The organism is Citrobacter sp. R4 (genome assembly GCF_026719175.1).
GTDB classification, from domain to species: Bacteria; Pseudomonadota; Gammaproteobacteria; order Enterobacterales; family Enterobacteriaceae; genus Citrobacter_A; species Citrobacter_A sedlakii.
In genome coordinates this window covers 159876-184607 of the sequence record NZ_JAPPSU010000001.1, presented here as the reverse complement: position 1 = coordinate 184607, position 24732 = coordinate 159876, and the positions used below count along the sequence as shown (strand labels likewise).

The following is a 24732-nucleotide window of genomic DNA, read 5'->3' as shown; positions in this document are numbered from 1 at the left end:
GTCCGTTCGTCGATAGCCAATTCACTGACACATTAAGAAACAATCCCGTCGTTTTTTAGCGTGAAAAGCGCGCCCTTCCGTGAGCGAATTCATGTATATTTATGCAATCAGACAGCATATTGCAAAAATAATCCTATCTGTATCGACATTGTAACGTTATGGAACCCCCGCCGCGCGGCGTTTTATCCGCTGGGCGCGCAAGCTATTCTGGTATCACAATGAATAAAGCATCATCTCAACCGCGGGCGATTTACTACGTCGTCGCGCTGCAAATCTGGGAATACTTCAGTTTTTACGGCATGCGCGCCCTGCTGATCCTCTATCTCACCAACCAGCTTAAATACGACGATACCCACGCCTATGCGTTATTCAGCGCTTATTGTTCGCTGGTCTATGTCACGCCGATTCTTGGCGGTTTTCTCGCTGACAAAGTGCTCGGTAACCGCATGGCGGTAATGCTTGGCGCTTTTCTGATGGCGGTCGGGCATCTGGTCCTCGGCGCCAGCGAAATTGCCCCCACCTTCCTTTATTTGTCGCTGGCAATCATTGTTTGCGGCTATGGCTTGTTCAAGTCGAACATCAGTTGTCTGCTGGGTGAGTTATACCAGCCGGACGATCCACGCCGTGACGGTGGGTTTTCGCTGCTATACGCGGCGGGCAATGTGGGTTCGATCGTCGCACCGATCGCCTGCGGGTATGTCCAGGAAGAATACAGTTGGGCGATGGGCTTCGCGCTGGCGGCCATCGGCATGATCGCCGGGTTGATCATCTTCCTTTGCGGCAATCGCCACTTCGCGCACACCAAAGGGGTGAACAAAACCGCGCTGTGCGCCCGGCCGTTTCTCCTGCCCAACTGGGGCTGGCTGCTGGTCCTGTTGGTTGCCGCGCCGCTGGTCATTACCGTTCTGTTCTGGCAGGACTGGTCGGTTTACGCGCTGATTGCCGCCACCGTCATCGGTCTGGCGGTGCTGAGTAAAATTTATCGTCAGGCAGAAAACCAGAAGCAGCGTAAAGAGCTGGGCCTGATCGTGACCCTCACCGTCTTTAGCCTGCTGTTCTGGGCCTTTGCCCAGCAGGGCGGCAGCTCCATCAGCCTGTATATCGATCGCTTCGTAAACCGCGATATTTTCGGCTATTCGGTTCCTACCGCCATGTTCCAGTCGGTAAACGCCTTTGCCGTGATGCTCTGCGGCGTGGTGCTGGCCTGGCGGGTAAAAGAGAGTATGGGGGGTCGCCGCAGCGTACGCATCTGGGGCAAATTCGCTCTCGGCCTCGGTCTGATGAGCGCCGGATTCTGCATTCTGACCCTTAGCGCCCGTTGGTCCGCAGCCTATGGCCACTCTTCCATGCCGCTGATGATCCTCGGTCTGGCGGTGATGGGCTTTGCAGAGCTGTTTATCGACCCGGTGGCGATGTCGCAAATTACACGTATTGAAATCCCTGGGGTAACTGGCGTATTAACCGGCATATATATGCTGCTTTCCGGCGCGATTGCCAACTATCTGGCGGGCGTCATTGCCGATCAAACGTCCCAGAGCGCGTTTGACGCCAGCGGCGCGATCAACTATTCCATCAATGCTTATATCGATGTGTTCAGTGACATCACCTGGGGCGCGCTGGCCTGCGTCGGGCTGGTACTGTTGATCTGGCTGTATCAGTCGCTTAAATTCAGAAACCGCCCGCTGGCGATTGAGTCCTGAGTCAACGGGCATGAGTGGCTGGGCGCCGTGACCCGATCGTCTTCGTTAAGGTCGGTTACCCGCAGCACCCAGCCACGCTCGCTTCCCTGTGCCAGCATGGTGGGGGCAATGCGTAGCGCCGCCTCCCGCTGACTTTTTTTTCCCTGCTGACGTCCCTGCAATAAACCATCCTGTAGCCCCTGGCTATATCCTTCCAGGCTACCGGGTGACATAAATGACCTTACGCGCCTTTTCTTGCCGCTTCATAGGCGGCAAGCGTCGCCGCGCGGGCCTGTTTATGATCGACGATGGGCTGCGGGTAGTTAAGCGTGACGTCTGCTTTTTTTGCCCATTTCCACGGTTCGTGAATCGCGTTTCCAGGCACGTCGCGCAGTTCCGGGAGCCACTGACGAATAAACTTACCGTCGCGATCGAATTTTTCCCCCTGCGTTGTTGGGTTAAAAATACGAAAATAGGGTGCGGCGTCAGTACCTGTGGAGGCCGCCCACTGCCAGCCGCCGTTATTGGCGGCGAGATCGCCATCAATAAGCTGCGACATGAAATAGCGCTCGCCCTTGCGCCAGTCGATCAGCAGGTCTTTCACCAGGAAACTGGCGGTAATCATTCGCAGACGGTTATGCATCCAGCCGGTAGCATTAAGCTGGCGCATAGCCGCATCAACAATCGGAAAGCCGGTTTGCCCCGCCTGCCAGGCGCTGAAATGCGCCGCGTTATCCTGCCAGGCTACCTTTTCCGTCCAGCCGATAAATGGGCGGTATTTACACAGCGCAGGGTTCCAGGTCATCAGATGCCGATAAAACTCTCGCCAGATAAGCTCGTTCAGCCAGACGCTGCCCGGCCCGCCGTCCAGTGCGTCAGGCTGTTCGGCGAGCAGGCGGTGCAGACACTGGCGCGGCGATAACCCTCCCGTCGCCAGAGCGGCAGATAAACGGCTGGTGCCGTCGATAGCGGGAAAATCCCGCTGCTGTGCGTATTCACCCGCCCCCTGCTGGCAAAACTGGCGCAGTCGGGCTATCACCGTTTTTTCGTCCACCGGGAAAAGCGTGGTGTCTGCCTCCTGCTGCGGATAGGTAAACACGATTTTTTGACGCCGCTGCGCCAGGGGCGAATTTTCTCGCGCGGCTGGCGCCGCCACACATTCAGGCATGGCCTCTTTCAAGCGCTTAAGCCAGGCATTTTTAAACGGGGTAAAAACTTTATACATTTCCTGATTGCCGGTCATCACCGATCCCGGCGGCAGAATCACGCTGTCGTCAAACCCTTCACATACCACCTCAGGCAGCGCTTTTTCTACCGCCGCATCCCGTTCGCGTTCGTTGACCTCATACTGATAGTTGTAAAAAAGATGGCTGACATCATGCTGCCTGCAGACCGCTTTTACCGTTTCGACGCTGGCGGTAAAGTCGTCCGCTTCGGCGGTGAGCAGCGGGATGCCTTTCTCCGCGAGGGAGGCCTGCAACCCTTCGAGTTGCGCACGGATCACTCCCGCCTGACGCGGCGACATAGTGTGATCTGCCCATTGGCGGGGCGTGGAGATAAAGAGCGCCAGCACGTGCGCATTACGATGGCGACAGGCGGCGGCAAGCGCGAGATTGTCATGCAGACGGAGATCGCGGCGGAACCAGACCAGATGGGTGGGCATAGAACTCCTGTTAAAATAACGCGGTACGTTTCACGATAATGATTTTTATGTCCTTACTGCCGGGTCCTTTAGGCGCTAAGTGTAGACGCAGACATAAAAAAACCGCCACATGACTGTTGGCGGTTTTTTTGTCGGTCAATGATCAGTAAAAATCGCAGGTCGCTTTTTCTGCCTGGTCCATCCACACCGGCTTGTCGCTGGTTTTCGACCAGACGCGGTGCAGGTAGCTGTAAAAACGGGCGCGATCTTTCCAGAACAGCATGACCGGCAGCGCCAGGACTCCCGCCAACACGGCGAAAGTACGGCGTAAGAACACAACATGCGCGGGATAATCTTTATAGAGTCCCATACTTTCTCCCCTTTTATATCTTCGGTGAATTGCACCGTGAAAATGAATTTGGTTATCTGATGAAAATTGTACCGCCTTGCCTGTAATTTTACTACTCATCCGACCACTTATTTTTAGCGGTTTAGGCTTTATTTACCTTCATTACGTAATTAAGTTACACAAAGGTTAAATTAATACTAATCATTAGTTAAATAATGGTCTCTGCCATTTTTATACTTTTTTTACACCTTACCCGCCAATTTTTGCGAAATCTTTGCAGGCAGATATTTACCCTTTGATTATCACCATTATGCCACTGGAGGTGCACTGTGAGTGCAGGCGTGATAATCGGTATCGTACTGATTTTCTTATTATTAGGTTATCTGGTATATGCGTTAATCAACGCGGAGGCATTCTGATGGCTGCGCAGGGATTTCTACTTATTGCCACGTTCTTAGCGATGCTGTTCTTACTTGCCAGACCCCTGGGAGTCGGACTGGCGCGTTTGATTAACGATACGCCGCTTCCGGGCACAGCAGGCCTTGAGCGGCTGCTCTGGCGGGCGCTGGGGATTTCCCAACGGGAAATGAACGCCCGACAGTATATGCTGGCTATTCTCGCGCTGAATGTGTTGGGGCTGGCGGCGCTGTTCGTCATGCTGATGTGTCAACAGCGCCTGCCGTTAAATCCGCAGCAGTTGCCGGGCCTGTCATGGCATCTGGCGCTCAATACGGCAGTAAGTTTTGTCACCAATACCAACTGGCAGGCTTACGGTGGAGAAACGACCCTTAGCTATTTCAGCCAGATGGTCGGCCTGACAGTGCAAAACTTCTTGTCAGCGGCCACCGGGATTGCCGTCGTGTTCGCGCTGATACGCGGATTTGTCCGTCAGAGCGCCAGCACCCTGGGTAATGCCTGGGTCGATCTGGTACGTATTACCGTGTGGATCCTGTTCCCCCTCGCGTTACTCATCGCGCTGTTCTTTATTCAGCAAGGGGCGCTGCAAAACCTGCTGCCGTATCAGCCGTTCACCACCCTCGAAGGGGTGCAACAGTCCCTGCCAATGGGACCCGTCGCCTCTCAGGAAGCGATAAAAATGCTGGGCACCAACGGCGGCGGCTTCTTTAACGCTAACTCGGCGCATCCGTTTGAAAACCCGACCGCGCTGACCAATCTGGTGCAGATGCTGGCGATCTTTTTGATTCCGGCGGCCCTGTGCTTTGCGTTTGGCGACGCGGCAGGCGATCGCCGCCAGGGGCGAATGCTGCTGTGGGCAATGTCGCTGATTTTTATCGTCTGCGTGGCGGTAGTGATGTGGGCGGAGGTGCAGGGTAACCCGCATCTGCTGCAATACGGCGCCGACAGCAGCCTGAATATGGAGGGGAAAGAGAGCCGCTTTGGCATTCTGGTCAGCAGTCTGTTTGCCGTGGTCACCACCGCCGCGTCCTGCGGAGCGGTCATTGCCATGCATGACTCCTTTACTGCGCTGGGCGGGATGGTGCCCATGTGGTTGATGCAGATCGGTGAAGTGGTGTTCGGCGGCGTTGGCTCAGGCCTCTACGGTATGCTGCTGTTCGTGATGCTGGCGGTATTCATTGCCGGCCTGATGATTGGCCGCACGCCGGAGTATCTCGGTAAAAAGATCGACGTGCGCGAAATGAAAATGACCGCGCTGGCGATTCTCGTTACCCCCGCGCTGGTCCTGCTCGGCAGCGCGCTGGCGATGATGACCGAGGCGGGACGCAGCGGCATGCTTAACCCCGGCCCTCACGGCTTTAGCGAAGTGTTGTATGCGGTCTCCTCGGCAGCCAATAACAACGGCAGCGCCTTTGCCGGTCTGAGCGCGAACTCACCGTTCTGGAACTGTCTGCTGGCCTTCTGCATGTTTGTCGGTCGCTTCGGGGTGATTATTCCGGTCCTGGCGATTGCCGGTTCGCTGGCGGTGAAACAGCGCCAGCCTGCCAGCCCGGGTACGCTGGCGACCCACGACGCGCTGTTTGTCGGGCTGCTGATTGGCACCGTACTGTTAGTCGGCGCGCTGACCTTTATTCCTGCACTGGCGCTTGGCCCAGTGGCTGAACACCTTTCCTTACGCTGAGCACGGAGCACATGACTATGAGTCGCAAACAACAGGCGCTTTTCGAACCGTCATTGGTCGCTCAGGCGCTGATGGACGCCGTGAAAAAATTAAGCCCCCATACCCAGTGGCGCAATCCGGTGATGTTTATCGTCTGGATCGGCAGCCTGCTGACTACCCTGATAGCCATCGCGATGGCTGGCGGGCAGATGCCTGGCAGCGCGCGGTTTACCGGCGCGATCGCCCTGTGGTTATGGATCACCGTGCTGTTCGCTAATTTTGCCGAAGCGCTGGCGGAAGGACGCAGTAAAGCCCAAGCCAACAGCCTGAAAGGGGTGAAAAAAACCGCCTTCGCCCGCAAACTGCGCGAGCCGAAATACGGCGCGCAAAGCGATCGTGTAGCGGCGGACCAACTGCGTAAAGGCGATATCGTCCTCGTGGAAGCCGGCGATATCATTCCCTGCGATGGCGAAGTCATTGAAGGCGGCGCGTCGGTGGATGAGAGCGCCATTACCGGCGAGTCTGCGCCGGTGATCCGTGAATCCGGCGGCGACTTCGCCTCGGTCACCGGCGGGACGCGTATCCTCTCCGACTGGCTGGTAATCGAATGCAGCGTCAATCCAGGCGAAACCTTCCTCGACCGGATGATCGCCATGGTCGAAGGCGCGCAGCGTCGTAAGACGCCAAACGAAATCGCCCTGACCATCCTGCTGATTGCCCTTACCCTCGTCTTTTTGCTGGCAACGGCAACGCTGTGGCCGTTTTCCGCCTGGGGCGGCCATCCGGTGAGCGTGACCGTACTGGTGGCGCTGCTGGTGTGCCTGATCCCGACCACCATCGGCGGATTGCTCTCCGCGATCGGCGTGGCCGGCATGAGCCGGATGCTAGGCGCGAACGTTATCGCCACCAGCGGACGTGCAGTGGAAGCAGCGGGCGATGTGGATGTCTTGTTGCTGGATAAAACCGGCACCATCACCCTCGGCAACCGTCAGGCGTCACAGTTTCTGCCAGCCAGCGGCGTGGATGAACGCACGTTGGCGGACGCGGCGCAGCTTTCTTCGTTAGCGGACGAAACGCCGGAAGGCCGCAGTATCGTTATCCTCGCCAAGCAGCGTTTTAATCTGCGCGAGCGCGACGTGCAGTCGCTGCATGCCACTTTCGTCCCGTTCACTGCCCAGAGCAGGATGAGCGGTATTAACATCGATAACCGGATGATCCGTAAAGGATCGGTGGATGCGATTCGCCGCCACGTAGAGGCTAACGGCGGGCAGTTCCCGCCTGATGTCGAGCAAAAAGTGGACAGCGTCGCCCGTCTGGGCGCCACGCCGCTGGTGGTCGTGGAAGGCGCACGCGTACTGGGGGTTATCGCGCTTAAAGATATTGTCAAAGGCGGCATAAAAGAACGTTTCGCCCAACTGCGCAAAATGGGCATTAAAACGGTGATGATCACCGGCGACAACCGTCTGACCGCCGCCGCCATCGCCGCCGAGGCGGGGGTGGATGACTTCCTCGCCGAAGCCACGCCGGAAGCCAAGCTGGCGCTGATTCGCCAGTATCAGGCGGAAGGACGCCTGGTGGCGATGACCGGTGACGGCACCAACGACGCGCCAGCGCTGGCTCAGGCTGACGTCGCGGTGGCGATGAACTCCGGCACCCAGGCGGCGAAAGAAGCGGGTAATATGGTCGATCTCGATTCTAACCCCACCAAGCTGATTGAAGTGGTGCATATCGGCAAACAGATGCTGATGACACGCGGCTCCCTGACAACTTTCAGTATCGCTAACGACGTGGCGAAATACTTCGCGATTATTCCGGCTGCCTTTGCCGCAACGTACCCGCAGCTTAATGCACTGAATATTATGCGTTTGCATTCGCCGGATTCCGCGATTCTCAGCGCGGTCATTTTTAATGCGTTGATCATTGTCTTTTTGATCCCCCTGGCGCTGAGAGGCGTGCGCTACAAACCGCTCTCCGCCTCTGCGATGCTGCGCCGCAACCTGTGGATTTACGGCCTCGGCGGTCTGCTGGTGCCGTTTATCGGAATCAAAATCATTGATGTTCTGCTGACCCTGCTGGGTCTGGTGTGAGGGATATATGAATCAACTACGTCCATTCTTGTCGACGCTGATTTTTCTGATGCTGTTGACCGGCGGGGTTTACCCGCTGCTGACCACCACACTGGGACAGTGGTGGTTTGCGCCGCAGGCCAATGGCTCGCTGATTATTGACAATAACATCGTGCGCGGCTCCAGGCTTATCGGGCAAAACTTTACGGCGGAAGGATATTTCCACGGTCGCCCTTCCGCTACCGCCGACATGCCTTATAATCCGATGGCGTCTGGCGGCAGCAACCTTGCCGTCAGCAACCCTGAGCTGGATCAGCAGATCCAGCAACGGATAGCCGCCCTGCGCGCCGCCAACCCACAGGCCAGCGCTACGGTGCCGGTTGAACTGGTCACGGCGTCCGCCAGCGGTCTGGATAACAACTTGAGTCCGGCCGCTGTCGCCTGGCAGATCCCGCGCGTCGCCAACGCGCGCAATTTGCGCGTTGAAACGGTGAGGCAACTGGTCGCAAACTATACCCAAACGCCGCCGATTGGCTACCTCGGCCAGCCAGTGGTCAATCTCGTGGAACTGAATTTAGCGCTGGATAAGCTCTGATGGTTAATGAAGAACCGCTCCGCCCGGATCCCGATCGTCTGCTGGAGCAAACGGCGGCGCCGCACCGGGGAAAATTGAAAATTTTCTTCGGCGCCTGCGCGGGCGTCGGGAAAACCTGGGCAATGCTGGCCGAAGCGCAACGTTTGCGCGCCCAGGGGCTGGATGTTCTGATTGGGGTGGTGGAAACCCACGGACGCAAAGAGACCGCCGCCCTGCTGGAAGGTTTGGCGATTCTACCGCTGAAACGCCAGGCGCATCGCGGGCGTCACATCAGCGAGTTCGATCTCGACGCCGCCCTCGCCCGCCGTCCGGCGCTAATATTGATGGACGAACTGGCGCACAGCAACGCGCCTGGCTCACGTCATCCGCGACGCTGGCAGGACATTGAAGAACTGCTTGAAGCCGGTATCGATGTGTTCACCACCGTGAATGTCCAGCACCTGGAAAGTCTCAATGATGTCGTCAGCGGCGTCACCGGTATCCAGGTGCGCGAAACCGTTCCGGATCCTTTCTTTGACGCCGCCGACGAAGTGGTGCTGGTCGACCTGCCGCCTGACGATCTTCGCCAGCGCCTGAAGGAAGGCAAAGTGTATATCGCCGGTCAGGCCGAACGCGCCATTGAACATTTCTTTCGCAAAGGCAATCTCATCGCCCTGCGCGAACTGGCCCTGCGGCGCACCGCCGACCGGGTGGACGATCAAATGCGCGCCTGGCGGGGACGCCCCGGCGAGGAAAAAGTCTGGCACACACGCGACGCCATTCTGCTGTGCATTGGACACAATACCGGCAGCGAAAAGCTGGTGCGCACCGCCGCGCGTCTGGCGTCCCGGCTGGGCAGCGTCTGGCATGCGGTGTACGTCGAGACGCCCGCCCTGCACCGTTTACCGGAAAAGCAGCGGCGGGACATTCTCAGCGCTCTGAGGCTGGCGCAGGAGTTGGGAGCGGAAACGGCCACCCTTTCCGATCCCCGTGAAGAGAAAGCGGTGGTTCGCTATGCCCGCGAGCATAACCTGGGCAAAATCGTGCTGGGACGCCCACCGGGACGGCGCTGGTGGCACAAAACGTCTTTCGCGGACCGGCTGGCGAAACGCGCGCCGGAACTGGACGTTATGATTGTCGCGCTGGACGAGTCGCCGCTACGCCCACTCTCCGCCCTGCCGGATACCCGCAGTTTTAAGGACAAATGGCGGGTGCAAATTCAGGGCTGTCTGGTCGCCGTCGCCCTTTGCGCGCTGACGACATTCATTGCCAGCCAGTGGCTGGCGGCCTTCGACGCCGCCAACCTGGTGATGCTGTATCTGCTGGGCGTGGTGGTGATCTCTCTTTTTTATGGCCGCTGGCCGTCGGTATTTTCTACCGTGATCAGCGTGGTCAGCTTTGACCTGTTCTTTATTGCCCCGCGCGGCACGCTCGCGGTGTCCGACGTTCAGTATCTGTTGACCTTCGGGGTGATGCTCACGGTGGGCCTGGTGGTAGGGAATCTCACCGCTGGGGTGCGCTACCAGGCGCGCGTGGCGCGTTATCGGGAACAACGCACCCGTCATCTGTATGAAATGTCGAAAGCGCTGGCGATGGACCGCAGCGAGAAAGATATTGCCGTCACCAGCGAGCAATTTATCGCTTCCACGTTTCACGCCCGCAGCCAGATTCTGTTACCGGATGCGCAAGGCAGTCTGACGCCGCTGACCCACGCCAGGGGCATGACGCCCTGGGACGATGCGATCGCCCGCTGGAGCTTTGACAAGGGCCAACCGGCTGGCGCGGGCACCGATACCCTTCCCGGCGTGCCGTACCAGATCCTGCCATTGCGCAGCGCGGACAAAACGTACGGGCTGGCGATCGTCGAGCCGGGAAACCTGCGACAACTGATGATCCCTGAACAACAGCGCCTGCTGGAAACCTTTACGCTGCTGGTGGCGAACGCCCTTGAGCGCCTGACGCTCACCGCCAGTGAAGAACAGGCGCGTCTGGCCAGCGAGCGGGAAAGCCTGCGTAACGCCCTGCTCGCTGCGCTCTCTCACGATCTGCGCACTCCGCTGACGGTGCTGTTTGGCCAGGCGGAAATTCTCACCCTCGATCTGGCCAGCGAAGGCTCCGCGCACGCGAAGCAGGCCAGTGAAATTCGCCAGCATGTGCTGAATACCACCCGGTTGGTGAATAATCTGCTGGATATGGCGCGCATTCAGTCAGGCGGCTTTAACCTGAAAAAAGAGTGGCTGACGCTGGAAGAAGTGGTGGGCAGCGCGCTGAAAATGCTGGAGCCGGGGTTACTTCACCCGATCAATCTCTCCCTGCCAGCCCCGCTGACGTTGATCCATGTTGATGGCCCGCTGTTTGAACGGGTCCTGATCAATCTGCTGGAAAACGCCATTAAGTATGCCGGACCGCAAGCGGAGATCGGCATTGACGCCCATGTCGAAGGCGACCAACTGCTGCTTGACGTGTGGGACAACGGACCGGGGATCCCCGAGGAACAGCAGCAGCCGATCTTCGACAAATTCGCCAGAGGTAATAAAGAGACCGCGATACCCGGCGTCGGGCTGGGACTGGCGATCTGTCGGGCGATTGTTGAAGTGCACGGCGGCGCCATTGCCGTCTATAATCGCCCCCAGGGCGGCGCCTGTTTTCGTGTTACACTGAAGCAAGAAGCGCCACCAGAACTTGATGATTTTCATGAGGATATGTGACAAACGTTCTGATTGTAGAAGATGAACAGGCCATTCGCCGTTTTCTGCGCAGCGCGCTGGAAGGCGACGGACTGCGTGTATTCGAAGCGGAAACCCTGCAGCGTGGACTGCTGGAGGCAGCCACGCGGAAACCGGATCTTATTATTCTCGATCTTGGCCTGCCGGATGGCGACGGCATCGATTTCATCCGCGATCTGCGGCAGTGGAGCGCCGTCCCGGTGATCGTGCTTTCTGCCCGCAGCGAAGAGAACGATAAAATTGCCGCCCTTGACGCGGGCGCGGATGACTATCTGAGTAAACCTTTTGGTATTGGCGAACTGCAGGCGCGTCTGCGCGTGGCCCTGCGCCGTCATGCCGCAACCCCTTCCCCTGATCCGGTTGTCCGCTTTTCCGACATCGTGGTGGATCTCGCCGCGCATCTGATTCATCGCGGCGAAAGTGAAATTCACCTTACGCCGATTGAGTTCCGCCTGCTGGCCGTCATGCTCAACAATCCGGGAAAAGTGTTAACCCAACGGCAGCTGTTGAATCAGGTTTGGGGGCCGAACGCGGTCGAACATAGCCACTATCTGCGTATTTATATGGGGCACCTGCGGCAAAAGCTGGAGCAGGATCCGGCCCGTCCCCGGCATTTCATCACCGAAACCGGCATTGGCTATCGTTTTATGCCATGAATGGTTATTCATTATTTTTAAATAATTCTAAAAATTAATTTTTAATATACCGCACTTCCATAATAATAATTATGGCGGCATAAGTTTATTCTCACAAAAAATAACAAAATACAAACCTATAACATATAAAACACATTTTTATATCTTATCTGCCATCATGCATAAAAAACGACTAAATATTTTGCGAATGATCGTTTTTTGTTGATCTCCTTCACGGATCGGACTGTTTTCCTGGATAAAATACCCTCACCTTCTACTGATAAAGGAAAGGTAACCAAAATGGAAAACAATAACCGCTTAATGCCCCATATCAGGCGAACAACACATATTATGATGTTTGCCCACCGTAATAGTTTTGACTTTCATTTCTTTAACGCCCGTTAGTCGTTCGACTATGGGCACGTCAGCATACAGGTCTTCCTGACTCGCTGTATCACAGGCCTGCGCCTGTATCTCCAAGTGCTCACACTGCGTAAACCTGAATTTGCCTGTAACCGGACAGGTAAGGTTTTTTGCATCCTAAAAAAAGCAATTCACTGATTTTATTTATCAGGGGATGGACTTTGCTTTTATTCCGGCGCTATCAGTTTCTCATTTGAGAAATTGAGGACCTGCTATTACCTGAAATAAAGAGATGAACATGTCTGAATTAAAAATTGCCGTAAGCCGTTCCTGCCCCGACTGCTTCTCAACGCAGCGTAATATTGTAAATGTGGATGAAACCCATTTTATTGACGTGGCGGCGGTCGTGTTATCGGTCAATGATATTGAACGAGGTAAACTCGAAGAAATTGACGCCACCGGCTACGGTATCCCGGTGTTTGTCGCGACCGAAAATGAAGAGCGCGTCCCGGCGGAATTCCTGCCGCGTATCTCGGGTGTTTTTGAGTGCCATGAAGCCCGTAGCGCCTATTATGGTCGGCAACTGGAAACCGCGGCGAGCCACTATGAAACGCAGTTACGTCCGCCGTTCTTCCGTGCGCTGGTCGATTACGTTAACCAGGGTAACAGCGCCTTTGACTGCCCCGGACACCAGGGCGGCGAGTTTTTCCGTCGCCATCCTGCTGGCAACCAGTTCGTTGAGTATTTTGGCGAAACGATTTTCCGCGCCGATCTGTGCAACGCTGACGTGGCGATGGGCGACTTGCTGATCCACGAAGGCGCGCCGTGCGTCGCCCAGCAGCACGCGGCAAAAGTGTTTAACGCCGATAAAACTTATTTTGTGCTGAATGGAACGTCATCATCGAACAAAGTGGTGCTCAACGCGCTGCTGACGCCGGGTGACCTGGTGCTGTTCGATCGTAACAACCACAAGTCAAACCATCACGGCGCATTATTGCAGGCGGGCGCCACCCCGGTATATCTGGAGACCGCGCGTAACCCGTATGGTTTTATCGGTGGGATCGACGCCCACTGCTTTGAAGAGCGTTATCTGCGGGAACTGATCGGCGAAGTCGCGCCTCAGCGCGCCCGCGATGCGCGTCCGTTCCGCCTGGCGGTGATTCAGTTGGGTACCTACGACGGCACCATTTATAACGCCCGTCAGGTGGTGGATAAGATTGGTCATCTGTGCGACTACATTCTGTTTGACTCCGCGTGGGTCGGCTATGAACAGTTTATTCCGATGATAGCGGACTGCTCACCGCTGCTGCTGGAACTGAACGAAAACGATCCGGGCATTCTGGTGACCCAGTCGGTGCATAAACAACAGGCTGGCTTCTCCCAGACCTCGCAGATCCATAAAAAAGACAGTCATATCAAGGGGCAGTCACGTTACGTGCCGCATAAGCGCATGAATAACGCCTTTATGATGCATGCCTCCACCAGCCCGTTTTATCCGCTGTTCGCAGCGCTGGATATCAACGCCAAAATGCACGAGGGCGCCAGCGGCCGAAATATGTGGATGGACTGCGTGGCGAACGGCATCGACGCCCGCAAGCTGATCCTTGAGAACTGTCAGTATATCCGTCCGTTTGTCCCGGAAACGGTGGACGGGAAACCGTGGCATGCCTGGCCAACGGCGACCATCGCCAGCGATCTGCGTTTCTTCCACTTTGTACCCGGCGAAAGCTGGCACGCGTTCGAAGGCTACGCAGAGCATCAGTATTTTGTCGACCCCTGCAAGCTGCTGTTAACCACCCCGGGCATTAATGCGCGGACCGGCGAATATGACGACTTTGGCGTTCCGGCCACCATTCTCGCCAACTTCCTGCGCGAAAACGGCGTCGTACCGGAAAAATGCGATCTCAACTCGATCCTGTTTCTGCTGACCCCGGCAGAAGACATGGCGAAATTGCAGCAGCTTGTCGCACTGCTGGTGCGTTTCGAAAAACTGCTGGCGTCCGACGCGCCGCTGGCCGACGTGCTGCCCTCCATCTACAAGCAGCATGAAGCACGCTACGCCGGATACAGCCTGCGCCAGCTGTGCCAGGAGATGCACGACCTGTACGCGCGCCACAACGTTAAGCAGTTGCAAAAAGAGATGTTCCGTAAAGCGCATTTCCCACGCGTCAGCATGAATCCGCAGGAGGCAAATTACGCCTATCTGCGCGGCGAGGTGGAACTGGTGCCGCTGCCGGAAGCCGAAGGCCGTATTGCCGCGGAAGGCGCGTTGCCTTATCCGCCGGGGGTGCTGTGCGTCGTGCCCGGCGAAGTCTGGGGCGGCGCGGTGCTGCGCTATTTCAGCGCGCTGGAAGAAGGGATCAACCTGCTGCCGGGCTTTGCGCCGGAGCTGCAGGGGGTCTACATCGAAGAATGTGATGGTCGTAAGCAGGTGTGGTGCTACGTGATCAAAGCGCGACAAGAGCATGACGGTCTGCTGAAAGGAGAAACATTATGAGTAAAGCCAAAGCCAACAAAATGGGCGTGATGCAGCTTACCATTCTGACGATGGTCAACATGATGGGCTCCGGGATCATCATGCTGCCGACCAAGCTGGCGGAGGTCGGCACCATTTCGATTATCTCCTGGCTGGTCACCGCTGTCGGATCCATGGCGCTGGCCTGGGCGTTCGCCAAGTGCGGGATGTTCAGCCGCAAATCTGGCGGCATGGGCGGCTACGCGGAGTATGCATTTGGCAAGTCCGGTAACTTTATGGCCAACTATACCTATGGGGTGTCGCTGTTAATCGCCAACGTGGCGATTGCCATTTCCGCGGTGGGCTACGGGACCGAGCTGTTCGGCGCGACGCTCACGCCGGTGCAGATTGGCCTCGCCACCATCGGCGTTCTGTGGATCTGTACGGTTGCCAACTTCGGCGGCGCGCGGATTACCGGGCAGATCAGCAGTATTACCGTCTGGGGGGTGATCATTCCGGTAGTTGGCCTGTGCATCATCGGCTGGTTCTGGTTCAGTCCGACGCTGTACGCGAACTCATGGAACCCGCATCACGTGCCGTTCTTTACCGCCGTCGGGTCGTCTATCGCCATGACGCTGTGGGCTTTCCTCGGCCTGGAGTCCGCCTGCGCTAACGCGGAAGTGGTGGATAACCCTGAACGCAACGTGCCGATAGCGGTTCTTGGCGGTACGCTTGGCGCAGCGGTGATTTACATCGTCTCCACCAACGTGATTGCCGGGATTGTGCCGAACATGGACCTGGCCAACTCCACGGCCCCGTTTGGTCTGGCGTTTGCCCAGATGTTCACGCCGGAAGTGGGGAAAGTGATCATGGCGCTGATGATCATGTCCTGCTGCGGTTCCCTGTTGGGCTGGCAGTTCACCATCGCTCAGGTGTTTAAATCCTCTGCCGATGAAGGCTATTTCCCGAAAATCTTCTCGCGGGTGACTAAGGTCGATGCGCCGGTACAGGGGATGCTGACTATCGTGATTATTCAGAGCGGACTCTCGCTGATGACCATTAGCCCGTCGCTGAACAGCCAGTTTAATGTGCTGGTCAACCTGGCGGTGGTCACCAATATTATTCCGTATATCCTGTCGATGGCCGCGCTGGTGATTATTCAGCGGGTGGCGAACGTCCCGCCAGCGAAAGCGAAAATGGCAAACTTCGTGGCGTTTGTTGGCGCGATGTACAGCTTCTACGCGCTCTACTCGTCGGGGGAAGAAGCGATGCTGTATGGCTCGATTGTCACCTTCCTCGGCTGGACGCTATACGGACTGGTATCGCCGCGCTTTGAGCTGAAGAATAAGCACGGGTAAGTTAGCCCCCATCCTGAGACAAAAAAGGCGCCTTACGGCGCCTTTTCATTTGTCGGTAACGCCTGACGCATCAGGCGTTTTTCAGCACTTCGCTGACGATTTCAACCGCTTCTTTTTCGATCTGCTTGCGATGTTCTTCGCCGAGGAAACTTTCGCAATAGATTTTATAGGCGTCTTCCGTACCGGATGGACGCGCGGCAAACCAGCCGTTTTCCGTCATCACTTTCAGACCGCCGATCGCCGCGCCGTTGCCCGGCGCCGCGGTCAGGCGCGCGGTGATCGGATCACCTGCCAGCGTGCTGGCGCTGACCATTTCCGGCGACAGCTTCGACAACGCAGCTTTTTGCGCAGAGGTTGCGCCCGCCTGCAGGCGGTTATAGCTTGGCGCGCCGAAACGCGCCGCCAGTTCGTTGTAGTGTTCCTGCGGGTTTTTACCGGTGACAGCGGTAATTTCCGCCGCCAGCAGGCACATGATGATCCCGTCTTTATCGGTGGACCACGGCGTACCGTCGAAACGCAGGAACGATGCGCCCGCGCTTTCTTCACCGCCAAAGCCAAAGCTACCGTCAAACAGGCCGTCAACAAACCATTTGAAGCCCACCGGCACTTCGACCAGTTTGCGGCCCAGATCGTTGACCACGCGGTCAATCATTGCCGAGGAAACCAGGGTTTTACCCACCGCCACCTCTTTGCCCCACTGCGGACGGTGCTGGAACAGATAATTGATAGCGACCGCCAGATAGTGGTTCGGGTTCATCAGCCCCGCCGGCGTGACGATACCGTGACGGTCATAGTCCGGGTCGTTGGCAAACGCCAGATCAAACTTATCACGTAGCGCCAGCAGGCCAGCCATCGCGCACTCTGAGGAACAGTCCATGCGGATCGCGCCGTCTTTGTCCAGGTGCATAAAGCGGAAGGTCTGATCCACCTGATCGTTCACGAGGGTCAGGTTGAGCTTGTAGTGCTCCGCAATACGCTTCCAGTATTCAATACCGGAACCGCCCAGCGGATCGACGCCCAGCGTCAGGCCCGCTTTCTGAATGGCGGCCATATCAACAATTTCCGCCAGCCCTTCCACAAACGGCTGCACCAGATCCTGCTCTTTGACGTGACCAGACGCCATCGCCGCATCGAGAGAAATGCGCTTCACGCCCTTCAGACCGTCGGCCAGCAGCGCATTTGCGCGGTCTTCCACCACTTTCGTGACGTTGGTATCTGCCGGGCCGCCGTTCGGCGGGTTGTATTTGATGCCGCCGTCTTCCGGCGGGTTGTGAGACGGCGTGATGACAATACCGTCCGCCAGCGCCCCCCCTTTTTTATTGTGAACCAGGATAGCGTTCGACACCGCAGGCGTCGGGGTAAAACCGTTGTTCTCCTGAACAATCACGTCGACACCGTTGGCCGCCAGCACTTCCAGCACCGAGATAAACGCCGGTTCGGACAGCGCGTGGGTATCTTTCCCCACATAGCAAGGGCCGGTGATACCGTTTTTCGCACGTTCTTCGGCGATAGCCTGGGCAATCGCCAGAATGTGCGGCTCGTTGAAGCTATGGCGACCTGCACTGCCGCGGTGTCCGGAGGTACCGAACTTCACCGCGTGCTCGGCATTCCCTGCCTCGGGTTTCAGTACATAATATTGCGCCGTCAGTTGGGCGACGTTAATCAAATCACTTTGTTGCGCAGGTTGACCTGCACGGTTGTGGATTGCCATTGCCTGGTCCTTTTATGCAAGCATTAAATTGTTCCGCAAACCTTCTCAATCAATTCCGCCGGGAATTGCATTGACTGCATGATGTGTTCGACCATGCTGCATTTACGGCCGGTGTTGGTGTTCGTGATCACCCAGTACGGCGTGCCAGGCACATGTTTCGGCTTGGTCTGATTGCCGTTTTTCAGCAGCGTCTGTTCATCCGCCGCGAAATAGACGCGAGTGCGGCCATGCAGCGAGTCGGTGGCATCGGCAAACGCCTGGTGATCCAGTGAGTAAAGTGTAGACAGCACCAGCATAAAGCGATTCACCGCTTTTTTCTGTTCGGCATATTCATCGGACAGCAGCAGCTCGCGCATAGCGCGCACTTTGTCTTTGACGGGATTGACGGGTTTCACTTCTGCGCTCACAGGCTGCGCGGCGCGTGCCTCTTTTGTCGCCGATGCGACGGGCTGCGATGCGGCGGAAAACTTCAACATACGCCGTAAAATGTCGGACGCGCTCTCGCCGATATGCTTGGTGTGGCTGGCAATATAGCTGTAGAGTTCATCATCAACTTCAATCGTTTTCATCTTAATCCAGTGCGGTGTCATAACTGATCTGAATACAAATCGTTGGAATTATAGGAGCAAATCCCAACAGCGGATAGCGTCAAACCTGGCTGAACAAAAAACTCGGAGTAAACCGTATCAGTTGCAGCCCAGTGGCAGAATGGTCAACATAATACCCTAACCCGACAGAGCGAAAAAAAGAACTTTGCCATGAAATTGAATATCCGAGCGCAAACTGCACAAAACCTGCACAATAATTCTCCCATCGTCCTCGTTCACGGTCTGTTTGGCAGCCTGGACAATCTCGGCGTGCTGGCCCGCGAGCTGGTCAGCGATCACGATATCCTCCAGGTCGATATGCGTAACCACGGCCTCTCGCCCCGCGATCCGCTGATGACATATCCGGCGATGGCGCAGGATCTGCTCGACACTCTGGATGCGCAGCAGATCGAAAAAGCCACGTTTATTGGCCACTCGATGGGCGGCAAGGCGGTGATGGCCCTGACCGCGCTGGCCCCGGAACGCATCGATCGTCTGGTGGCGATCGACATCGCCCCGGTAGATTATAAGGTACGACGCCACGATGAGATTTTCGCGGCGATCAACGCCGTGACGGCGTCTCAGGCCACGACGCGCAAGGAGGCGGCTGCCGTCATGCGCGACCATCTCAGAGAAGAGGGCGTGATTCAGTTTCTGCTGAAGTCGTACGTTGACGGCGAATGGCGCTTTAACGTGCCGGCGCTGTGGGATCAGTATCCGCATATTGTCGGCTGGCAGCCGATTCCAGCCTGGGATCGCCCGGCGTTGTTTATCCCTGGCGGCAATTCCCCTTACGTCACCGAGGCGTATCGCGACGACCTGCTCGCGCAATTCCCACAGGCGCGCGCGCATGTCATCGCGGGCGCAGGCCACTGGGTTCATGCCGAAAAACCTGACGCAGTGCTGCGCGCCATTCGTCGTTATCTGAACGACAGCGCAAACTGATTAAAAACTCAGCGTCCGCGCGCGATTGCGCGCGCGAACGTTGGCGTGCCCCATCCGCTGATGTATGATGGCGCGCTATCCATCCGGGCAGAGGCCTGGCTGATTGTTTCCCCGAAGTCACCAAAATCATGGCCAAAGAACAAACGGACCGTACGACATTAGATCTGTTCGCGCACGAGCGTCGCCCGGGACGACCTAAAACCAATCCGCTTTCACGCGATGAACAGCTGCGCATTAACAAGCGCAACCAGCTTAAACGCGACAAAGTTCGTGGCCTGAAACGTGTTGAACTTAAGCTCAACGCGGAAGCCGTCGACGCCCTGAATGAACTGGCGGAATCGCGCGACATCAGCCGCAGCGAGCTGATCGAAGAAATCCTCATGAGCCAACTGGCGACGTTGCGACGCCAGGGTTCAGTCTGAAACCCGCACAATTTATCACTTTCATGTAGCAGGGAGTGCACTCGCGTGCGTTTGCTATTTCCGCATACCTGACTGTTCTGCTATGATTGCCCTTATCTGTGGGCAATTTGCCCCCACCATTTCAATAAGTTTCAAGAGGTTACTTTACTCATGGCAATCACTGGCATTTTTTTCGGCAGCGACACCGGGAACACCGAAAATATCGCAAAAATGATTCAAAAACAGCTTGGTAAAGATGTTGCCGACGTGCATGACATTGCAAAAAGCAGCAAAGAAGATCTTGAAGGCTATGACATCCTGCTGCTTGGTATCCCGACCTGGTACTATGGCGAAGCGCAGTGTGACTGGGACGACTTCTTCCCGACTCTGGAAGAGATTGATTTCAACGGTAAGCTGGTGGCGCTGTTCGGCTGCGGCGACCAGGAAGATTACGCGGAATATTTCTGCGACGCGTTAGGCACTATCCGCGACATCATTGAGCCGCGCGGCGCGACCATCGTCGGTCACTGGCCGACCGCGGGTTATCATTTTGAAGCGTCGAAAGGCCTGGCCGATGACGATCACTTTGTCGGTCTGGCCATTGACGAAGATCGCCAGCCAGAACTGACCGCCGAGCGCGTTGAGAAATGGGTTAAGCAGATTTCTGAAGAACTGCACCTGGATGAAATCATCAACGCCTGATGACCGTGCGGCGCAAAGACCATTTGCGCCGCATCAATAGACAAAACCAATCAAAATAATTGCTACAAATTTGTAACTTTCTTGCCCATCCCTGTACAATGTGCGGGAGTTATTAGGTGGCGCTCTCATTTCCAGGCAATACCACGTTTTTATTAACATTTGCCCGAGGCTTGCAGTTTTCATTTAAGGATGGCAGTCCTATAATGAGAGGCATTATCTCGAATGCAATTTCTGTCACTTCTCGTATGAAGTGAATCGTTTAGCAACAGGACAGATTCCGCATGACTGACAACAATACCGCATTAAAGAAGGCTGGCCTGAAAGTAACGCTTCCACGTTTAAAGATTCTGGAAGTGCTTCAGGAACCGGATAACCATCACGTCAGTGCGGAAGATTTATACAAACGACTGATCGACATGGGTGAAGAAATTGGTCTGGCGACCGTCTATCGCGTGCTGAACCAGTTTGATGACGCCGGTATCGTAACCCGCCACAATTTTGAAGGCGGCAAATCCGTTTTTGAGCTGACCCAGCAGCATCATCACGATCACCTTATTTGCCTCGATTGTGGCAAAGTGATTGAATTTAGTGATGATTCGATTGAAGCCCGTCAGCGTGAGATTGCGGCGAAGCACGGTATTCGTTTAACGAACCACAGCCTCTATCTCTATGGCCATTGCGCCGAAGGCGACTGCCGCGAAGATGAACACGCGCACGACGGCAAATAATTTTACGCTTGATGAAAGCCAGCCTGCGGGCTGGCTTTTTTGTGGGCGCGATCCCGCCGTTTTCCTTCCCTCCCCGCCCGTGTTGCTTTAATGTAAAAATTCCCTTCCCTGACCTGTCCGGAGAATCGAAATGGAACTTCGCCAGTTACGTTATTTTGTTCGTATTGTTGAAACCGGCAGCATGGGTAGCGCCGCGCTGGATCTCGACATTGGCGTCTCGGCGCTGAGCCAACAAATGACACGTCTGGAAAGCGAACTCGCCATCCGCCTGCTGCAACGAACGTCGCGCGGCGTCACGCCCACTAACGCGGGGTTGGCCTTTTATTCTCAGGCGCAACTGGCGCTACGGCATGCCGACGACGCCATTCTTGCTGCGCGTGAGGCGCGGTTATCCGGCCACGTTAGCGTCGGTATGGCGCCCAGTACGGCATCGGTGTTGGGCATTCCGTTTATTAACGCCATGCGGGAAAGCTACGCTGACGTGCGGCTGCACGTCGTGGAGAGTCTCTCCGGCAATCTTGAGCGGATGATTAACACCCGCCAGCTTGATTTAGCGGTCGTCTTTCAGAAAGAGAAGATCCTGCGCTGGAGCGCGAAGCCGGTTCTGGAAGAGCGGCTGTTTCTGATCGGCCCCCACCCCCTGCTGGCTATATTCCCTGAAGACAACATCATGCCTGCTCAACTGGCGAATATTCCCCTCGTGATGCCCAGTCAGGGCCACGGTCTGCGCGGCAGACTGGAGGCTATCGCACAAGAGCACGCGCTGCAGGTTGATATCGTTGCGGAAATTGACGGTCTGACGCTACTGATGCGGGCGGTCCGCGACGGTCTGGGCGCCACCCTACAACCTGGCGCGGCGATTTCCCGACTGGACCAGGACGACCTGCGCGTGATCGGCGTCCATAATCCGGTCCTCAGCCGTCCCAACTTTCTGGTCAGTTTATCGGATGACGAACTGACCCCGGCGGGGCTGGCAGCTCGCGTCGTGCTGGGTAAAGTGATGCGTGAACTGGTTGAGGCTGACCGCTGGCCAGGCGCCACCCTTTACGTTAACTAAAGAGGGTTTTAGCAGTACCTCATAGCGCCCCCACAACCCATGCGTATACATTTTCATTACAAATTTAACATTTGTTAAAGCGTAATGGAGTCTACGATGGTTGATGTTCTGGTGATTGGCGGCGGCAATGCCGCGCTGTGTGCCGCCTTAACCGCCCGGGAGGCCGGTGCGTCGGTGCTGCTGCTGGAAGCGGCGCCGCGCGAATGGCGCGGTGGCAATTCACAGCACACCCGTAATTTGCGCTGTATGCATGATGCGCCGCAGGATGTGCTGGTCGACCGTTATCCCGAAGAAGAGTACTGGCAGGATCTCTGGCGGGTAACGGAAGGCAATACCAACGAAGCGCTGGCACGACTGGTGATCCGCACCTCTTCGCAGTGCCGTGACTGGATGCGCAAACACGGTGTGAATTTTCAGCCACCGTTATCAGGCGCACTGCACGTTGCGCGTACGAACGCCTTTTTCATGGGCGGCGGCAAAGCGCTGGTCAACGCCTATTATCGCAGCGCGGAGGCGCTCGGCGTCACCATCCGCTATAACACGCCGGTACAAGCGCTGGAGTTACATGACGGCGAGTTTGTCGCCGCGCTGGCGGGCGATGAACGCATCGAGGCCAGAACCTGTGTACTCGCCGCTGGCGGTTTCGAGTCCAATCGCGAATGGCTACGTGAAGCCTGGGGACAAAACGCGCGTGGGGAATGGCCCGCCGATAATTTTCTCATCCGCGGCACCCGCTTTAATCAGGGTGTCCTGCTTAAATTTATGATCGATGCCGGCGCCGACATCATTGGCGATCCATCCCAGTCGCACTGCGTGGCGATTGATGCCCGCGCGCCACTGTATGACGGCGGGATCTGCACGCGAGTGGACTGCGTCTCTTTAGGCGTGGTGGTCAACCGCGACGCAGCGCGTTTTTATGACGAAGGCGAAGATTTCTGGCCGAAACGCTATGCCATCTGGGGGCGCCTGGTCGCCCAACAGCCGGGGCAAATTGGTTATTCCATTATCGACAGCAAAGCCATTGGTCACTTTATGCCACCGGTATTCCCCGGCGCGCAGGCCAATACGCTGGAAGAGCTGGCCTGCCAACTGGGGCTGGATGCACAACGTTTTAGCGCTACCGTCAGGCAATACAACCAGGCCTGCCAGCCTGGACACTTTGATCACACCGTCCTGGATAACTGCGCCACCAGCGGGTTAACGCCGCCGAAAACGCACTGGGCACGCCCTCTCGATACGCCGCCTTATTACGGCTACGCCCTGCGGCCAGGGATCACGTTTACCTACCTCGGCCTGAAAGTGAACGAACGCGCGGCGGTGCATTTCGCCGGAAAACCCAGCCGTACCCTGTTTGTCGCCGGAGAAATGATGGCGGGCAATGTGCTGGGCAAAGGCTATACCGCTGGCGTTGGCATGTCGATTGGCACCACGTTTGGCTGCATTGCTGGTAAAGAAGCCGCCCAGGCCGCACGTAAGGAGGCGCACCATGAAGCAGCTTGAGAAATTAATTATTGAGGCACAAATCATTACCGAACCGGAAGCCGAAGTGGAACGGGTGATGCAGGTTTGTAACGCCTGCCGCTACTGCGAAGGCTTTTGCGCCGTCTTTCCGGCGATGACTCAACGTCTTGAGTTTGGCAAAGCGGACATCAACTACCTGGCTAACCTGTGCCATAACTGCGGCGCCTGTCTGCACGCCTGTCAGTACGCGCCCCCTCATGAGTTCGCCATTAACGTACCGAAAGCGATGGCGGAAGTGCGCCTCGAAACCTATCAGCATTATGCCCGGCCCGCCGCGTTTGGCGCGTTGTATCGCCGGGCGGGCATGACCGTCGCGCTAACGCTGGTCTTTGCGCTGATTTTCTTCCTGTTGTTGGCGATGAGTCTGAAAGGCTCCTTGCTGCACCCGCCGCTGGCTGGCGACTTCTACCAGATATTCCCGCATAACCTGCTGGCCTGGATGTTTGGTTCCGTCTTTATTCTGGCGATGGGGTTGTTGATGGCTGGCGTGATCCGCTTCTGGCGTGAGATCTCCCCCGGCGCGCCGCAGCCCGTGGAGATTGCCGAAGCGACGCACAATGCCCTGACGCTGAAGTACCTCGACGGCGGACACGGCAAAGGGTGTAACGAAGCCGATGATGCCTTTACATTGCTGCGCCGTCGCTTCCATCACTTGACCTTCTACGGTTTTATGCTCTGCTTCGCCGCCACCGTGGTGGCGACCGGCTATCACTATTTTGCCGGGTGGGAAGCCCCTTATCCGTTTTTCAGCGTGCCGGTGCTCCTCGGCACCCTCGGGGGGGTAGGTCTGATTATCGGTCCTGCGGGTTTGCTGTGGCTGAACGTAAAGCGCTCGCCGCTGCACGGTGACGCGCGACAAAAACCGATGGATCGCGGTTTTATTTTGCTGTTGCTGTTGACCAGCCTGACAGGGCTGGGACTGCTGGCAGGGAGGGATTCCACGTGGATGGGCGTTCTGCTTGCTGTGCATCTTGGCGTGGTAATGGCGCTCTTTTTAACCCTCCCGTACGGAAAATTTGCCCACGGATTTTACCGCTGCGCTTCGTTACTCAAATGGGCGATCGAGAAGCGGCGCGGAAAACAGGCGGGGGTCGCAGGCGACTGACCCGCAACATCTTACCTCAATAACTATTACGATAAGACAGTGGAGAGCAAT

Annotated in this window: 22 protein-coding genes and 1 pseudogene; 18 read left to right on the top strand and 5 right to left on the bottom strand. The window is 56.7% G+C overall.

Features of this window, described 5'->3' with window-relative positions; genetic code table 11:
* Positions 1-218: 218 nt before the first annotated feature.
* A complete protein-coding gene (locus tag OOJ60_RS00865) occupies positions 219-1700 on the top strand; it encodes an MFS transporter (protein WP_205611767.1) in 1482 nt (493 codons plus the stop codon).
* On the opposite strand, the gene OOJ60_RS00860 is transcribed toward OOJ60_RS00865, so the two are convergent.
* From OOJ60_RS00860 to OOJ60_RS00850, 3 genes are all read right to left on the bottom strand, one after another.
* Positions 1655-1912, bottom strand: coding sequence for an Rpn family recombination-promoting nuclease/putative transposase (locus OOJ60_RS00860; protein ID WP_205611766.1), 258 nt, complete (start codon positions 1910-1912; stop codon positions 1655-1657). The genes OOJ60_RS00865 and OOJ60_RS00860 overlap by 46 nt on opposite strands.
* A gap of 8 nt (positions 1913-1920) precedes the next feature.
* Positions 1921-3342 (bottom strand): deoxyribodipyrimidine photo-lyase, encoded by a 1422-nt coding sequence (gene phrB, locus OOJ60_RS00855; protein ID WP_205611765.1) that lies wholly within the window; start codon positions 3340-3342, stop codon positions 1921-1923.
* A gap of 142 nt (positions 3343-3484) precedes the next feature.
* Entirely contained in the window at positions 3485-3691 is a 207-nt protein-coding gene (locus tag OOJ60_RS00850; RefSeq protein WP_042285391.1) for a YbfA family protein, read from the bottom strand.
* Between the two features lie 308 nt (positions 3692-3999).
* Between OOJ60_RS00850 and kdpF the strand changes: the two genes are divergently transcribed.
* The 9 genes from kdpF to potE all read left to right on the top strand — a co-directional run bounded on the left by kdpF (position 4000) and on the right by potE (position 15924).
* The gene (gene kdpF / locus OOJ60_RS00845) at positions 4000-4089 is read left to right on the top strand and encodes a K(+)-transporting ATPase subunit F (RefSeq protein ID WP_042285393.1); all 90 of its coding nucleotides are present in this window, start codon (positions 4000-4002) and stop codon (positions 4087-4089) included.
* Complete coding sequence (gene kdpA / locus OOJ60_RS00840) at positions 4089-5768, top strand: potassium-transporting ATPase subunit KdpA (protein WP_205611764.1); 1680 nt, start codon at positions 4089-4091, stop codon at positions 5766-5768. The genes kdpF and kdpA overlap by 1 nt, the downstream gene beginning before the upstream one ends.
* Positions 5769-5785: 17 nt before the next feature.
* Positions 5786-7834: a potassium-transporting ATPase subunit KdpB gene (gene kdpB, locus OOJ60_RS00835; protein WP_042285398.1), complete on the top strand. Its 2049-nt coding sequence runs from the start codon at positions 5786-5788 to the stop codon at positions 7832-7834.
* Positions 7835-7841: 7 nt separating this feature from the next.
* The gene (gene kdpC / locus OOJ60_RS00830) at positions 7842-8408 is read left to right on the top strand and encodes a potassium-transporting ATPase subunit KdpC (RefSeq protein WP_042285401.1); all 567 of its coding nucleotides are present in this window, start codon (positions 7842-7844) and stop codon (positions 8406-8408) included.
* Positions 8408-11095 (top strand): two-component system sensor histidine kinase KdpD, encoded by a 2688-nt coding sequence (gene kdpD / locus OOJ60_RS00825; RefSeq protein WP_205611763.1) that lies wholly within the window; start codon positions 8408-8410, stop codon positions 11093-11095. The genes kdpC and kdpD overlap by 1 nt, the downstream gene beginning before the upstream one ends.
* On the top strand, positions 11092-11769 hold the full coding sequence (gene kdpE / locus OOJ60_RS00820; RefSeq protein WP_042285405.1) for a two-component system response regulator KdpE: 678 nt from the start codon (positions 11092-11094) through the stop codon (positions 11767-11769). The genes kdpD and kdpE overlap by 4 nt, the downstream gene beginning before the upstream one ends.
* Before the next feature lie 279 nt (positions 11770-12048).
* Positions 12049-12153 carry a leader peptide SpeFL gene (gene speFL, locus OOJ60_RS00815; protein ID WP_106875989.1) on the top strand — a complete coding sequence of 35 codons (105 nt, stop codon included), beginning with the start codon at positions 12049-12051 and terminating at the stop codon, positions 12151-12153.
* A 256-nt stretch (positions 12154-12409) separates the two neighbouring features.
* On the top strand, positions 12410-14608 hold the full coding sequence (speF, locus tag OOJ60_RS00810; RefSeq protein ID WP_205611762.1) for an ornithine decarboxylase SpeF: 2199 nt from the start codon (positions 12410-12412) through the stop codon (positions 14606-14608).
* On the top strand, positions 14605-15924 hold the full coding sequence (gene potE / locus OOJ60_RS00805) for a putrescine-ornithine antiporter (protein ID WP_042285407.1): 1320 nt from the start codon (positions 14605-14607) through the stop codon (positions 15922-15924). The genes speF and potE overlap by 4 nt, the downstream gene beginning before the upstream one ends.
* 70 nt (positions 15925-15994) lie before the next feature.
* Here potE and pgm read toward each other — a convergent pair whose 3' ends face one another.
* On the bottom strand, positions 15995-17635 hold the full coding sequence (gene pgm, locus OOJ60_RS00800; protein WP_060568893.1) for a phosphoglucomutase (alpha-D-glucose-1,6-bisphosphate-dependent): 1641 nt from the start codon (positions 17633-17635) through the stop codon (positions 15995-15997).
* 23 nt (positions 17636-17658) lie between these two features.
* Positions 17659-18204, bottom strand: coding sequence for a replication initiation negative regulator SeqA (seqA, locus tag OOJ60_RS00795; RefSeq protein WP_042285411.1), 546 nt, complete (start codon positions 18202-18204; stop codon positions 17659-17661).
* 189 nt (positions 18205-18393) lie between these two features.
* On the opposite strand from seqA, the gene ybfF reads away from it, so the two are divergent.
* From ybfF to tcuB, 8 genes and pseudogenes are all read left to right on the top strand, one after another.
* Complete coding sequence (gene ybfF / locus OOJ60_RS00790) at positions 18394-19167, top strand: esterase (RefSeq protein WP_205611761.1); 774 nt, start codon at positions 18394-18396, stop codon at positions 19165-19167.
* Between the two features lie 128 nt (positions 19168-19295).
* The gene (ybfE, locus tag OOJ60_RS00785) at positions 19296-19589 is read left to right on the top strand and encodes a LexA regulated protein (protein WP_042285416.1); all 294 of its coding nucleotides are present in this window, start codon (positions 19296-19298) and stop codon (positions 19587-19589) included.
* 150 nt (positions 19590-19739) lie between these two features.
* On the top strand, positions 19740-20270 hold the full coding sequence (fldA, locus tag OOJ60_RS00780; RefSeq protein WP_042285419.1) for a flavodoxin FldA: 531 nt from the start codon (positions 19740-19742) through the stop codon (positions 20268-20270).
* Positions 20271-20473: 203 nt separating this feature from the next.
* Positions 20474-20559 (top strand): annotated as a pseudogene (locus OOJ60_RS24800) (fur leader peptide).
* On the top strand, positions 20552-20998 hold the full coding sequence (gene fur / locus OOJ60_RS00775) for a ferric iron uptake transcriptional regulator (protein ID WP_042285420.1): 447 nt from the start codon (positions 20552-20554) through the stop codon (positions 20996-20998). Before OOJ60_RS24800 ends, fur begins: the two are co-directional and overlap by 8 nt.
* A gap of 130 nt (positions 20999-21128) precedes the next feature.
* Positions 21129-22055 carry a tricarballylate utilization LysR family transcriptional regulator TcuR gene (gene tcuR, locus OOJ60_RS00770; RefSeq protein WP_042285423.1) on the top strand — a complete coding sequence of 309 codons (927 nt, stop codon included), beginning with the start codon at positions 21129-21131 and terminating at the stop codon, positions 22053-22055.
* Between the two features lie 96 nt (positions 22056-22151).
* Positions 22152-23555, top strand: a complete 1404-nt coding sequence (gene tcuA, locus OOJ60_RS00765; RefSeq protein WP_199956445.1) for an FAD-dependent tricarballylate dehydrogenase TcuA — start codon at positions 22152-22154, stop codon at positions 23553-23555.
* Positions 23542-24681, top strand: coding sequence for a tricarballylate utilization 4Fe-4S protein TcuB (gene tcuB / locus OOJ60_RS00760; protein WP_060568897.1), 1140 nt, complete (start codon positions 23542-23544; stop codon positions 24679-24681). Before tcuA ends, tcuB begins: the two co-directional genes overlap by 14 nt.
* Positions 24682-24732: the final 51 nt, after the last annotated feature.